Origin of the sequence: Paenibacillus sp. FSL K6-1217 (assembly GCF_045040735.1) — a bacterium.
Taxonomy (GTDB): Bacteria; Bacillota; Bacilli; order Paenibacillales; family Paenibacillaceae; genus Paenibacillus_AQ.
Genome location: NZ_CP150271.1, coordinates 3,367,840 through 3,381,444 on the forward strand (window position 1 = coordinate 3,367,840; position 13,605 = coordinate 3,381,444).

Annotated in this window: 16 protein-coding genes and 1 pseudogene; 6 read left to right on the top strand and 11 right to left on the bottom strand. The window is 49.3% G+C overall.

What is annotated here, in order from left to right:
- Window positions 1-3: 3 nt before the first annotated feature.
- A complete protein-coding gene (locus MHH28_RS14830; protein WP_405116139.1) occupies window positions 4-408 on the top strand; it encodes a GNAT family N-acetyltransferase in 405 nt (134 codons plus the stop codon).
- 6 nt (window positions 409-414) lie between these two features.
- On the opposite strand, the gene MHH28_RS14835 is transcribed toward MHH28_RS14830, so the two are convergent.
- From MHH28_RS14835 to MHH28_RS14845, 3 genes are read right to left on the bottom strand one after another with little or no spacing between them, the layout of a single operon-like run.
- A complete protein-coding gene (locus MHH28_RS14835; RefSeq protein ID WP_405116141.1) occupies window positions 415-894 on the bottom strand; it encodes a hypothetical protein in 480 nt (159 codons plus the stop codon).
- A complete protein-coding gene (locus tag MHH28_RS14840) occupies window positions 891-2,150 on the bottom strand; it encodes a DNA polymerase IV (protein WP_405116143.1) in 1,260 nt (419 codons plus the stop codon). Before MHH28_RS14840 ends, MHH28_RS14835 begins: the two co-directional genes overlap by 4 nt.
- Window positions 2,143-2,340, bottom strand: coding sequence for a hypothetical protein (locus MHH28_RS14845; protein WP_405116145.1), 198 nt, complete (start codon window positions 2,338-2,340; stop codon window positions 2,143-2,145). The genes MHH28_RS14840 and MHH28_RS14845 overlap by 8 nt, the downstream gene beginning before the upstream one ends.
- A gap of 295 nt (window positions 2,341-2,635) precedes the next feature.
- On the opposite strand from MHH28_RS14845, the gene MHH28_RS14850 reads away from it, so the two are divergent.
- From MHH28_RS14850 to MHH28_RS14860, 3 genes are all read left to right on the top strand, one after another.
- Window positions 2,636-2,992, top strand: a complete 357-nt coding sequence (locus MHH28_RS14850; protein WP_405116147.1) for a hypothetical protein — start codon at window positions 2,636-2,638, stop codon at window positions 2,990-2,992.
- A gap of 49 nt (window positions 2,993-3,041) precedes the next feature.
- Window positions 3,042-3,392: a DUF3221 domain-containing protein gene (locus MHH28_RS14855; protein WP_405116149.1), complete on the top strand. Its 351-nt coding sequence runs from the start codon at window positions 3,042-3,044 to the stop codon at window positions 3,390-3,392.
- Between the two features lie 225 nt (window positions 3,393-3,617).
- Window positions 3,618-4,619: a VanZ family protein gene (locus tag MHH28_RS14860; protein WP_405116151.1), complete on the top strand. Its 1,002-nt coding sequence runs from the start codon at window positions 3,618-3,620 to the stop codon at window positions 4,617-4,619.
- Window positions 4,620-4,703: 84 nt separating this feature from the next.
- Here the strand turns inward: MHH28_RS14860 and MHH28_RS14865 are convergent, their stop codons facing one another.
- The 7 genes and pseudogenes from MHH28_RS14865 to MHH28_RS14895 all read right to left on the bottom strand — a co-directional run bounded on the left by MHH28_RS14865 (window position 4,704) and on the right by MHH28_RS14895 (window position 12,011).
- Window positions 4,704-5,174: a DUF4358 domain-containing protein gene (locus MHH28_RS14865; RefSeq protein ID WP_405116152.1), complete on the bottom strand. Its 471-nt coding sequence runs from the start codon at window positions 5,172-5,174 to the stop codon at window positions 4,704-4,706.
- 40 nt (window positions 5,175-5,214) lie between these two features.
- Entirely contained in the window at window positions 5,215-6,363 is a 1,149-nt protein-coding gene (locus tag MHH28_RS14870; protein WP_405116154.1) for a DHHW family protein, read from the bottom strand.
- Between the two features lie 24 nt (window positions 6,364-6,387).
- Window positions 6,388-7,794: an MBOAT family O-acyltransferase gene (locus tag MHH28_RS14875; protein WP_405116156.1), complete on the bottom strand. Its 1,407-nt coding sequence runs from the start codon at window positions 7,792-7,794 to the stop codon at window positions 6,388-6,390.
- A 34-nt stretch (window positions 7,795-7,828) separates the two neighbouring features.
- Entirely contained in the window at window positions 7,829-8,515 is a 687-nt protein-coding gene (locus MHH28_RS14880) for a GDSL-type esterase/lipase family protein (RefSeq protein WP_405116158.1), read from the bottom strand.
- A gap of 58 nt (window positions 8,516-8,573) precedes the next feature.
- A pseudogene (locus tag MHH28_RS14885) lies at window positions 8,574-9,308 on the bottom strand (polysaccharide deacetylase family protein).
- 211 nt (window positions 9,309-9,519) lie between these two features.
- Window positions 9,520-11,337: a sensor histidine kinase gene (locus tag MHH28_RS14890; RefSeq protein WP_405116160.1), complete on the bottom strand. Its 1,818-nt coding sequence runs from the start codon at window positions 11,335-11,337 to the stop codon at window positions 9,520-9,522.
- Window positions 11,334-12,011, bottom strand: a complete 678-nt coding sequence (locus MHH28_RS14895) for a response regulator transcription factor (RefSeq protein ID WP_405116162.1) — start codon at window positions 12,009-12,011, stop codon at window positions 11,334-11,336. The genes MHH28_RS14890 and MHH28_RS14895 overlap by 4 nt, the downstream gene beginning before the upstream one ends.
- Before the next feature lie 95 nt (window positions 12,012-12,106).
- Here MHH28_RS14895 and MHH28_RS14900 point away from each other — a divergent pair, with 95 nt between their 5' ends.
- Together MHH28_RS14900 and MHH28_RS14905 are read left to right on the top strand one after the other, a co-directional pair.
- A complete protein-coding gene (locus tag MHH28_RS14900; RefSeq protein ID WP_405116164.1) occupies window positions 12,107-12,352 on the top strand; it encodes a hypothetical protein in 246 nt (81 codons plus the stop codon).
- Between the two features lie 102 nt (window positions 12,353-12,454).
- Window positions 12,455-12,748 carry a hypothetical protein gene (locus tag MHH28_RS14905; RefSeq protein WP_405116166.1) on the top strand — a complete coding sequence of 98 codons (294 nt, stop codon included), beginning with the start codon at window positions 12,455-12,457 and terminating at the stop codon, window positions 12,746-12,748.
- 245 nt (window positions 12,749-12,993) lie between these two features.
- Here the strand turns inward: MHH28_RS14905 and MHH28_RS14910 are convergent, their stop codons facing one another.
- Entirely contained in the window at window positions 12,994-13,170 is a 177-nt protein-coding gene (locus tag MHH28_RS14910; RefSeq protein ID WP_405116168.1) for a hypothetical protein, read from the bottom strand.
- Between the last annotated feature and the right edge of the window lie 435 nt (window positions 13,171-13,605).

Below are 13,605 nucleotides of genomic sequence, written 5' to 3' on the forward strand. Positions count from 1 at the left end.
CGCATGAACATTAGAACCGCAACCGAAGCCGATTATGATTACCTCGCAAGCCGTGACCACCATGTCCTGAATTCACTCCTGCTCCCCAAAATAAAGCAACAGGAAATTTATATTCTGACCGAAGGCGGTTCGGAGATCGGCTGGCTGCGTTACGGGTATTTCTGGGACCAGATCCCCTTTATGAATCTGCTGTGGCTTGATGAGCCTTACCGTGGAGCCGGCTTCGGCAGACAGGCGGTGCTGCACTGGGAGCAGGCGATGCAGGCCATGGGCCATAAGCAGGTCATGACCTCCTCGATGGCCAATGAAGAGGCCCAGCATTTTTACCGGAAACTGGGCTACCGCGACTCAGGCTGTCTGCTGCCGGACAATGAGCCGCTGGAGATTCTGTTCACCAAAGTGCTGTAGCTGGCCTTAACTGCTCAAATCCCGGTTCTTCAGACCGGCTCCAAGCTCCGCTGTGTACCTGGTCAGCCGCAGGCTGATCTCGGTGCGCATCACATCCCGGGTCAGTCCGAAGCGTTCCTGATAGCCGCGGCAAAAGATTTTGTAATACACCAGGAACTCCTCCTGCTCATCCGCCAGCACCCGGATATTATGCTGCTTCAGCTCTTTCTGCAGCTGGTAGGTATCCTGCATAATACGCTGCTGAATTGCCTGGCCGGCGAGCATGAAAGCCCGCTTAAGAATGCTGCTGGACAGCTCCAGCTCCTTCAGGCTTTTGCTGACCATCGTATCCAGGTAAGGAAGCAGAATAAGGTCACGCACCATCGTCCGCTCCTCTACCGTAATCATTTTCCTCCCCTCTGTCCCCTGCTTCTGTTCATAGTGCTGGACATGTTCTGTCATTAACATTTTGGATTTCCAACGCTCATTTCCGTCTAGCTTGCTCATTTATAGTGCCCCCCAATCTGCTGTGCCCGTTCCAGAGCAACCCCAGATTCCAGCAAAGAAGACGCGCGGATCAGGGCCTCGCTTCCGTACCGGTTCTTAATCTGATCGATGGCCCGTTCCCTGTTGCTGCTCCGCATCCGGTCGTCGAACAAGGTCAGCTGCATCACGCTGTCATCCGTCAGCCGGGAGATAGAGATGGCCAACCGGCTTATCGGCAGGCCGCTCCAATGATCCACGAATAGACGGTACGCCGCCGCTGCCACCTCATGGGTTAACGACGAAGGCTCCGGCAGTGTCGTCTGCCGGCTGTAGGCATTCGAGGTGTTGCCGTCGGTCTCTACTACCGCAACGGACACTACCGCTCCCATGTACCGGTACTTCCGCGCCCGCCGGCAGACCTCAATGACCAGCTCCAGCAGCACCACCTCAATCTCCGGCAGCCGGGTATACAGATTCCAGCGCAGCGCCTTCCCGTGGCCGACAGACTTCATCTCCTGGCGTATTCCAGTGACTACCGGACTGGGATCGATCCCGCGTGCGGTCTGCCAGTAATATTCCGCTTGAATATCGCTCTGCTTGCCCAGGGTGGTGCGCATTCTCCGTTTCAGCTCGCCCAGCTCCATCCGGGCAATATCCCCAATGGTCGAAATGCCCATGCGGTAGAAATTCTTGGTCATCCGGCCGGCCACCATGAACATTTCATGCACCGGACGCGGCCATAGCTCTGTGTCCAGATTATCGTAGTCCAGCCGGAACGTTCCGCCTGCCTTCTTTTTGGCGAAGTTATTGGCCATTTTGGCAAGGATTTTGGACGGGCCGATGCCCACCCGGGTCCACACGCCGGTGGATAATAGAACATGCTGCTGGATCGAGTGGATCATCTCCGGCAAATCCCCTCCGAACGCGCGCAGGGAGCCGGTCACATCCAGGAACTGCTCATCGATGCTGAAGGCCTCCACCAGATCGGTATACCCCTGGTAGATCTCGGAGATCAGCAGCGAGACCTGAATATACGTCCCCATGCGCGGCCGGATGACCACCAGGTCCCGGCATTTCGTCAGGGCTTCCCCCACGCGTGATGCGGTGGTTACTCCATAGGATTTCGCAAGAGGGCAAGCGGCCAGGACAATCCCATTCATCCGCGATGGGTCACCCACAGCAACAGGCTGATCTGCATATTCGGGATGGGCGGCCTTCTCCACGCTGGCGTAGAAGGACTGGCAGTCCGAGAGCAGGATAATCCGGTCCTTAGGCATATCTCCGCCCCCGTACCGGGTGCCACGACAGGATGCTGGCGGTCAGGAATACACGGGGCTGGCCAGTGTTCAGGCAGGTGGCGCGAATCCGGCCGTCCCGAATCCCGCGCACCTCAATGGTCCGCTGCGTAATCTTGCCCGCTTGGTCCAGATAGATCATTTCTATAGTTTGGCCGATGCTCATCTTCATGATTAATCGCCTCCGGGCTCAAGTAAGAACATTTGTTTGTATTATAACCAGGATTAAGATTTTTAAGCAATGGTAAAATAGAACATTTGTTCTTATTGAAACAGTATATGCAGCCAAGGGTAATCGGTAGAACCGGGAAGGGAAATTAGAGGGTAAGAAACGCTGGAACAAACAGGAATTTCACCGTGTTTCTTAGCTGGAACTTAAACCCAAAAAGCGGTAAAATTCATATTAAATCTAGCGGAGATTGTAACTGTATCAACCGATATTTGTACAAGAAAGAGGTTCAAGCATAATGAGAAAAATCGTCGTTGGCGGACATACTTACTGGTGGAGTTATCAAACGGTCAGAGATGTGTATTGCCGTTCAAAGCTGACGCTGATCACAGAGGACAGAAAAACCAAATGGATTGTTAAATTCACCACTGTAGACACCATTACTGCCGGAAGTCCTCTAAATGAAGGATTACGGGTCATCAAAGAGGGTCAACACTATGCTCTCAATCTAAACCAGCCCAAGTATGTTGCCAAAGTGTTGCAATATGTACTGGGTATGGGGCTGGATACCTCTGCGAAGAACGTGCATGAGCTGAACGGTAATGATCTGCTGGTCAGCATGGGGTACCGGGACACCACGGGCAGGTTGATCTAGAGTATTCAGAACAATAATCCTGTAAGTATTCCTTCAAAGGAGCAGGGCCATGCTACTAAAAACCAGTACTATCCCTAAAAGGGCTCTTATTTTCATTTTCTTGTTATTAGTCACTGCCTGCAGTAAGGGTGACACTGTATTTAAGGGAACTGTACACTCAATAGATGTAGACAATGAAAGGATTTTAGTCATTGCTCAATTAAAAGAAGAGGACTTGAGTAAGAGTTACAAGGAAGTTCTAGAAACTAATATGTACTCTCAAGCCATTTGGGTAAATGAAGTTTCACCTTCTAAATATAAAAAGGGTGAAGAGATTGAAGTGTTCTATACAACAAGTGATGATTCATTTCCGGCACAAGTTACCGCCAACAAAATTGTAAAAATCCCGCCGGCCAATTAAGGCTGACGGTTTTTTTGCTTTTTCACCCAGTCGAAACGCCGGAGAAAGTCACAGGTCCGGTAACGCTGGCAGTATTGAGCAGAATATTGATTCACACATTATTGTGTAGATGATAGGGAAAGCTGAACGCCAAGCCCCGCCTTGCTTGGACCAGCGAGGATAACTTATACTTCCTATGTTCCTGTAAGGGATACTACACTAACCGATAAAGAGAGGTCACACATCATGTTTCAAGGCAAGACGAGGACCGCCGCCTGGATCGGCTTAGGTCTCTACACGGTCCTCACCTTATTTTTCTTGTTTGTCGGCTTCAACCGCTCATCGGCTCTGCCCGAGACGGGCCTCAGGTATAACTTGGCTTTTGACGGCATTCCGTTGCATTTTCCGGGCGGGGGTTATTCGAATCTGTGGGTCTTCAATCTGGGCAACTATCTGGCCTTCGTCCCGTTCGGCCTCGTGATTCCGCTGCTGATCCGCTGCCGCTTCCTGCCGTTCCTCTTAGTCTTCTTAGCGGCCATTACCGGGGGTGAGCTGATTCAGATGGTAACGCATTTGGGTTCGTTCGACATCAATGATATCGTCATTAATACGCTGGGCGCGGTTGTCGGCTACGGGGCCCAGCGGCTGATCCGCCGCGGCCGGACAACGCCAAGAGGGGTTCTCAAGCTCCTGTCCTCAGGCGTTCTCTTGACGTTGCTCGTCTACTCCGCCGTGAGCGGTATCAACTATTATCTGGATCATGGCCGCGGGGAGATCAGAGCGCTGGATCAGCTTCCCCTTGAGCACGGTGAAGTGCGGTGGGAACAAGAACTCCATAGTTTCACTATGGCACAGGAGCAGATCGAACCGGCGATCAATCTCTATAGCCCTGATCATCCGGGACTCCACGAGTTCTCGCTGCGCCTTGATGGACAGTATAAGGAGTTAGCCGGGAATTTCGGCGTTCCTGACGACGCTATACCTGCCAAGGGCAGCGGCACCAGCAGCGTCATGATCAGCGCCGACGGAGAAGAGATTTACTCCCTGGATGTGAATATCGCACCGGGCGAGAATCAGCCGCTGTCTTTTCAGGTTTCAGTTGAAGGCAAACAAGAGCTGACCCTTACAGTCAAAACCGATGCTGCCGACCCTCGAACCCATGCGGTATTGTGGGACCTTACGCTCGTGGAGGCCAATACCGGCCAAAAGCTTGCAGCGCGGCTTCAGCGGTTGCTGGGCGGGAAATAAATTAATAGCCCCCCTTTGCCCGTCCAGAGGAACACTGGACGGGCAAAGGGGGTTCCATCACCGATCATAATTGTGTGCAAGGGATTATTTAAGAGCTTCGTTAAACGCACCTTCGATTTGCTCCGCCTCCTTGGAGACCGTGAACAAAATATAGCGACCTTTGACCTTCAATATATGCTTTTCGACGAGGTAAAATTGCTCGGGGCGGTAGTCTTTCAGCTTGACTTTTTGAGCCTCGATTCTTTCCATGATTTTCTCCTTAACACTTTCCGCTTGATCCTCTTGCTTCACTCTGATCACGGCCAGCTCATTTGCTTCGACGTTCGATTCCGCCGTATACAGCACGAAATCCTGAACTTCATCTGCATCGAGATGATAGAGCTTCTTAAGCCTGTTCATATCCCCTTTGTCCATAGCTTCCATAGAGGCCGCTTGCTTGATGCGTTCCTCAATAGTATGGACCGGAACATCTTTGGCATCTTCCTTCTTACCGGAGCATCCAATCAGAATGCCGCATAAGCTCATGACGGCAGCCAGGACAACTAAGTATTTCATTTTCTTCCCCGGAAACATCGTTACTCAACCCCTTTGTGGATTATTCCACAGAATCTGCTAATAATTTAATAGATGGATCTTCAACAAATGTGGTGGTATTATACAAAATCAGCATGTCGCGGATTTGTCGTTCTTTCATAAGCTTCAGCAGATCGCCATCGTAATATCGGAGGTCTATCACATCAATTTCGCTGAAATGCGATGTTAAAAAAGGGATCAGGCTGTTGGCATACGAATCTTTAACAACAAGCAGTCTTCCTCCTTCCGTATTCCCGGTTGATATACGGATCAAGCCATGATTCCCATTGAAGAAGACAGTGTATTTATCCTTCTTGGTGAGGTTGCCCATAACGTACATCGAATCCGCACTTTGCTGTTCGTGGGCGTACTCCACAGAAACGGTCTCCGGTACCTTGGGATAATACAGCTCAATAGAATCCGGCCGGATGTGCCTAAACCCGCTTTTCGAATACAAAGAACCATAAAACTGACTAGTGACTTGGCGGATGTTGAACTCATCTTCGTTCTTGGGTGTAAAATTCATGGGCGCGCCCAGCTCCCGGTAGGCAAGAAAAGCGCCCTTGGTCGTCCAGTGATGGTCTGTTTTGTAATAGATTGGTTGCTCCTTGTTCGCCTCCAGCGCGGGGAAAACATCGATACACTGAATGGCCCCAAGATCAGAAGCCTTTATCTCGTCCCAATAACCCCTCTCATCCCCACCGGAAGCATAAGGCGGCAGTTTATCCTTAAGTACGGAAGCTGCGGTCGGTACGAGCATCATATATTTGCGCAGACCAGGCGTAGCCTGATCAAAGGCTTCTAGGGCTTTCAGCTTGTCTGCCAAATCTCCTTGTCCGGGAGGAGTAAATTTTTGAATCAAGTACCCGTCCTTGCCGATGTAAACCCCATTGCTCTCCTTCCTCCCCAATCCCTGGTCCGCCCCGGATTTCAGTCCAATCCAAAAGTCCCTCTCCACAAACTGATCCGATAGATACGCCTCAAATTCTGAAGTAAACGTGCCTGAGCCTAAGGTTTGAAGCGAGAATGCCGGGAGCTGCTGCAGCATCCGGTTCTCTGATTCGGAAAATACTTTACCCGGGGTCAGAACATTGACAACCAATACCGCCCCGGTAAACATAAGCAGTAAAATGGCGAGTGCGCGATAATAGATCTGGTCGTAGTTCTTCAAATCAAATCCCCTCCAGCAAAAACATCAGAAACGAAAGTATAAGAATGGATTGTACGTTGCATTGACCAGATATGCTGTGGATGCCAGGATAAAAACGAAGTAGATAGCGGAAGCGGCAAGCGTGCCGAATCGGGCAAACCTGGTTCTGAACTGGATCAGTGCTTTGCTTGGAAACGGCGTGGCACAAACCGCCAAGATAAGCAGCAGCAGGGCATTCGCCGACAGATCGTAGAGCGCCCGGTTGTCCGCGAATCCACCGGCCCCCGTGCCAAACATCGTTCCGATGAAGGTCATCGCTGCAGGCAAATGTTCAAATTCGAAAAATACCCAGCCGATGATCACGATCATCAGGGTGTAGACATGGCTTACAAAGACAGGCAGGCGCTGAAGCTGCTTCAGGAGAATCAGCTTTTCAAGCGTGACAAAGAGACCGAAATATAAGCCCCAAAGGATAAAATTCCAGCTCGCTCCATGCCATAATCCGGTTATGAACCATACCACCGCCAAGTTTCTGAGCTGCTTCAGCTTACCCGCCCGGTTCCCGCCGAGCGGAATGTAGATATACTCACGGAACCAGGAACCAAGCGAGATATGCCACCTCCGCCAGAATTCCGTAATACTCTTGGATATATATGGATAGTTGAAGTTCTCCATAAATTCGAACCCGATCATTTTACCTAAACCGCGCGCCATATCCGAATATCCGCTGAAATCGAAATAGATTTGAAACGTAAAGGCGATGATGCCGAGCCATGCGGACAGAACCGACAGCTCCGCCGCAGGCACCGCTTTGCTGCTTGCCCACAGCAAACCGATATTGTTGGCAAGCAGTACTTTTTTAGCCAGCCCTCTGATGAATAACTCCGCCCCTTCGCCAAAACGCTCCAACGTCACTTTGCGGTTAGCGAGCTGTCCCGCAATATCTTCATATTTAACAATCGGTCCCGCTACAAGCTGCGGAAACATAGTCACATAGGCGCCGAAGGAGATCAGGTTCTTCTGAACAGGCACCTTCCGGCGGTAAACATCGATGATGTAAGACATCGTCTGGAACGTGTAGAAGGATATGCCCACCGGAAGCGGAAGATCCGCTGCCTGCAAATGCAGGTTGAACAACGAGTTGATATTATCAAACACGAAACCCGCGTATTTAAAGAAGCCAAGAATCCCCAGACTCCCCGTCATGGACAGGATCAATACTCCCTGTGCAATCACCTTACGATGCCTGTATCTTTCGATCAGGATTCCGTTCAGATAATCGAATACCGTCGAGAAGATCATGAGGAAGATGTAGACGGGCTCGCCCCACGCATAGAAGATCAGGCTTGCGGCGAGCAAAATAGCATTTCTAATCCTCATGGGCGAGAGATAGTAGATCAGCATGGTGACCGGCAGAAAGAGAAATAGAAATATAAGGCTGCTAAAGACCATTTCCCGTCACCTCCAGCTCTTCACCAGTTGCATGTTATTTCACCTGATCTTTCAGCAAATCGAGCATACGTGTATAAAATCCCGGTTTAAAATGAATGCCGTCTGAACTATACAAATGTTGGCCGTCAACAAAGATGGAGGATAAATCGGCAAATCCGACCTGCTTCTTGCCTGCCAGCTCTTTTAATCCCTGGTTGTAATCATCGATATTTTTGTAGCGTGGCTCCACTTGTTCAGCTTCCGGTGTAACCGGCGTAACCGGTAACACCGTTATGGATGCCTTCGGAAGCTTCTCCTTGATGCTGTCGATCAACTGGCCGTAGAATTTCAGGGAATACTGCTTGGGGTTATCGGTAATTTGCGGCGGCAATAGAATATCGTCGGATCCCAGCATAATAAATACATGTTGCGGATTCCGCTCTGCCAGCTTGTCAACATCTCCACCAATAAGAGACAGCTCAACCGTCTTTCCGGCACCTGCCACTACATTGACATCGTCCAAAATGTCATGGTAAGACAGTGCCTCTGTAATCGAATCTCCCAGAAATACGCTATTCTTAAATATTGTTTTATAGGAAGCAGAGTTTGGCTGCTCCGGGGGAGCTGTTTCATTGACCTGTGGCTGTGACGTTACGTTTTGCGGATTTTGTCCGCTCCCGCATGCTGCCAAGGCAAGTGCGGTACTGCCTGCAACCGACGTTAAGATGATTTTTTTCAACATGAATATTGTCCTCTCTGAATTTAAAATTAGGTAAGGATAGCTGCGCTCTTCTCACCGGCTATAAGCGGTCATCCTTCTGGAAATTCAGGTGAAAATGTGCGTCATCCGAATAAACGCCAAACTGGTACCCTTTTTCCTGATAAAAGGCAATGATTTCCGGAAGAACCTGCAGCGTTTGCGGTTTTTCGTGCATCAGTACCACCTCCAGATCGACCTTCGTCGCTTTTTTGATGTTTTCGACGATCTGCTCCGGATGGTCCTTCAGACTCCAGTCGTTCGATTCAATCGTCCAATCCCAAATTTTCATTCCCTCATTAGCGATTTGGTCGCGAAGCTTCTTATCGTTCAGTCCAGGCACCGAACCGTACGGCGGACGCACTAAATGGGGTTGTTCACCCGTGATATCATGGATCAGTGCCAAATTTGCTTTCATCTCAGATACGAATTGCCCTTCTTCGTACAGCTTCTTGTTCTGGTGAGTCATACTGTGTCCTCCGACATAATGCCCCTCCCGTACAGCGCGCCTCACCTCGCCTTGCAGACTTTTTCGCTGCAATTGGCTGCCTTGCATGAAAAAAGTGGCCTTGACGCCATGTTGCTATAACACGTCAAGAAATTCCCCCGTCAACTCGCTGGGACCGTCGTCAAACGTTAAATAGACGATCTTCCCTGCCGGTCTAGCCCCCTTGCTTACCACATTAGCCTCACTGACATTCCTCGCAGCAAGCTGGTGCACAGACTGTTCTCCATACTCCTCAGCAATGACGGTCCTATCAAATGGCAGCCATCTCATTAGACCCAAACCAAGCAGGCCAACGGCTGCAAGAAACATGGCTCGCCGTCTGCGGATCTTTGATTTTGCTGTCATGTTCAATCCCCCCCCTCTCTCTCTAATAGAAAGATTAACAGGGAGAGATGCAGAACAAGTGCAGAGGAAATCAATGCTGTATCAAAAAAGAACAAAAAAAAGCGCAGAACCAAGGTCTGCACTTTTTTCCGTATTCCTACGCTTTTTTATTCAATTGAAAATAAAACATCACTCCATCGGCGGTATTGTTCACGCCGTAAGCCGCACCGTGCATCTCCAGAATTTTCTTGGAAATGGCAAGACCCAGCCCCGTCCCTCCGGTTGACCGGTGGCGGGAGGTTTCACCGCGGTAGAAACGGTCCCAAATTTTCTCCAGCTGCTCGTCCGGGATATAGGCACCTTTATTTTCGATACTAATTTGAATGGTGTCCCTCTCTTCCGAAGTGGTTACGAATATAGATTCTTGCTCCGGCGTATACGAAATCGCGTTGGTAAGGAAATTGACGAGGACCTGCTCTATACGACGCTCGTTACCCTCGACTTGGGCAGGGATAAGCGAAGTGTGGAGAAGCAGCTGCTTGGCTGCAAAATCCGGCGTTAATTTAGCGCATACCCGCCTGATGACTGCATCGATGGAGAACGAACCGACGTCCATTTTATACGTACCCGATTCATATTTTGCCAATTCCAGCATATCCGTGATCAGCACATTCATCCGGCCGACTTCGTCTTCCATTGCCGCAAAATAGTGATCCCGCTTATGGCTGGCAACCCCGTCATTCAAAATGGCAAGGCAGCTCTGAATCACGCTTAACGGAGTCTTCAGCTCATGGGATACGCCGGATATAAATTCTTTCCGTGTATGCTCCAGTTGCTTTTCCTTCTCGATGTCCTGTTCAAGCTGGAGGATATGGGAGTGCAGGCGCTCAGAAAGCTCATTAATGCTGCCCGACAAGTCTCCGATTTCATCCTTCGTTGTGACAGGAATTTTCTCCGAAAAATCGAGGTCCGCCATTTGCCGGGTGGTACGGTTGATGCGCAGCAACGGCCGGGCAATCTGACGGGAGTAGTAGAACGATGCGAGCAGTGCGAGCAGCAAGGTCACAATAACGATATACACGTAGTAGTCTTTGATGATTCCTACGGCTTCATTCACAGGCTGCAGTGAGGTCATCGCGAACAGGTAGGCCGGATTTCCGTCGCTATCTTGGGTGCGGTCCACGAAAATTTTGTAGTTCACGTGATTTTCTTCAACATCTATGATCTGTTTTGCGTTGGCACCCTCCTTAAAGTCGCCGTACAATAGATCCGCCTGGAAAGCCTTGATGCGGTCCAGGAACAGGTGATTGGTGTAACGCGAGACTCCGGCCCCTTCCGGTACCCGAACCTTCGTAATGGTTCCTTTGACCAGAAAGGTGGAATATTGCTCACGATATTGGACCGCGTCCGTTTGTTCGAGGACCTCGTACTCTTTGCTCACCATCTGATGATTCTCCAGCCGGCTCTCATCTCTCAGATTGGAAGGGTTCCTGCCCATCCGCTGAATCACTGGCTGGTTGTTCATGATCAAGCCTTCTATTGCGATCTCTCCCCCTTCTTCAATCCAGGGAGTGAGGAACGTTTTATTGCTGCTGAAGTCCTCTACGCTGATAAAACTGTATAAAGGTACGGTTATCGTTTTGCCGGAAAGCGCCGGTTCTTCCGAAGGATTCAGCTTAATTTCCATGAAGAAATCATCGGCATATTTTACATTTCCGCGGGTGTCCAAAGCCGTGATCCAGGTGTTATGCTTTTGAAAAAAGTCCTGCTCCAGCCTGGCCATCTTCTGCGTGTTCGAGGCATGCTTCAGGTAGTCCTGTTCATAAGCCTGAACCGCCGCGTTAACGTCCTTCATTTTCTGATGAACATAGAACTGTTTGAAAAATACGGTTTGCAGGATAAAAATAACGGCGATCAGGAACAGGCACAAGCCCGCTGTCAACAGGAACAGTTTTAGCACAATCCCCTTTTTCATAGCTCTTCCTCAAATTTATATCCTGAACGCACCACCGTAACAATCTGCTTGGCATGTTCCCCCAGCTTGGAACGCAAATTGCGGATATGGCTGTTGACCGTACGATCATCGCCTGCGAAATCATATCCCCAAATTTTCGTAATCAGTTGCTCTCTGCTGATAATGATCCCTTTGTTTTGCAGCAGATAGGCCAATATTTCGAATTCCGTATGCGTTAGACCGGAGCTGGTGCCGTCAACCGAAACGGTTCGCGAGGGAAAATGGATCGAAATGCCTCCGCCGGACAACGTGTCGCTGTCATGCCCGCCGGCATACCTGCTCTCTAGCAGCCGCTTCACTCGTGCCAACAGAATTAGAGGGCGGTAAGGCTTGGTAACGTAGTCGTCTGCGCCAAGCTCGAACCCAAGCAAAGTATCGTCCTCATCCGAACGGGCCGTCAATATGATAATTGGCACATTTGATGTCTTGCGGATTCGCCTGCACACAGACCATCCATCCAATTCCGGCAACATGATGTCCAGTAAAATCAAGTCCACCTCATGCTCCTGAAATAACGAGATTGCCTGTTTCCCGTCGATAGCTTCAATCACGCGATACCCCTCTTCCAGCAGATAATCCTTCATGATTTCACGTAAAATATTCTCATCTTCTACAATCAATATCGTTTTTGACATGTCATAACCTCACCCTTTTTGTAGAACCAGGAACGTAATGCTCACAGAACTACCGAAGTATACCATAAAGGTTACCCTATACAGATAAAGATCATATGCAGATGGATTGGAGATCAAAGAACAAAATGCCTGCGGCATCGCCATTGTGGTCGGTTTTTCGACCACATTCGGCGTCACACGCCTCTGCCTCACCAGATGACCACTTCCAGAAAGGAGATGAACAAGCATATGAAAGATTGGGTAACGCTCCTTATAGCAATCATCCACTCATTACCGCAACATTGCTGCTTAAGGACAAAAAGAAAGGAACCAAACGCAGCCGTGGCGGCAAACGTAAATAGGTTCCCGGAGAGCAGGGGTTGCGTCCCCTACTCTCCACCCAATCACAACATAAACCGTTTGGACGATACAATTTGCTGGCGGGCATACGCAGGAGGATACTAGTGCGTAAAACAGTTGAAAGAGCAGTTGTTCTCAGTAGCATTCGAGATGAGGCCGGGCGAGTAATGAGATGCTTTTTAGCCGGAGAAATTCTTCGCAGTTCTTTTGCGGGGGCAATGCATTCGCTTTTCATGCTGGAAATTCAGTTTTCAGATATCGTAAAGGAAAAACATGAGCTGGGTGAAATCAATTATGTTATTAAAACTCAGATTGAGAATGGAGAAAACATTTATTTGTCGTTAGAATATGTAAGAGCAATTTTTCAAAAAACAAAGGTCTTCGGTGAACTGCCTTAACAGGGCTACAGGCCTTATATAAAGGGCGGAAATAATCATGCTGAATGTAATATTTGGGTTATCATCGGCGCTGCACTGGTGCTGTCCGGGGCGGCGCTAATGCTGCCCACTCACGCAAGACTGGCGGAGCTGTACCATCTGCACAAAACCAGAGGGCAAAGCCAGATGGCTTGAGGGGTCTTCTTGAGGGGTCTTATTGTCTGCAATATCAAAAAGACGGCATCGCCCCCTTGTTTTGGAGAAACTTATAGTTTCGGGAAAGTTCCATCCTTCGGAAACGCTGTATCATATGACTTTTTCATATCTGCCTTCAGCTTCTCATAAAGCAGCTTTACTTCTGCCGGTGCGCCTGCCTTCAGATTGACAGTATCATTGCCAAAGGTAACCCAAGGCATCAGCTTATGGGGAACATATGTTTGCACTAAAGTCCAACCTCCTTCAGCTTGCGTATCAGCATCTCCTTGATTTCCACGGACAGCCTGCGCACATCTATTCCTTCGCACTGATCAAGAGTCTGTCAGTTCCCTTACAATCGTTAAGTAAATTAGAATAATTAATATATAAAGAGAGGAGGTGATACAATTGAATTCAAGAAGCGAAAGACGCTCTGAGAAAAAGTTGAACGCATCAAAGCGGTGACTGCAATCATCGTCTTGAATCAACTCATTCCTTGCTTTGGTCCTCTCGATCATCGCCTTTGTCAAAGTGCTACTAAGTAACACAGCCCGAAACTCGACCTCGAAAAGGGGTGAGAAGTAGGGAGACAAAAAAGAGCGTCTTTCACTTCACATTATAGCATGTTTAAATCAAAGGTTTGAGGAGCCGTCAACATGACCAAAAAGAATTATGAAACTATT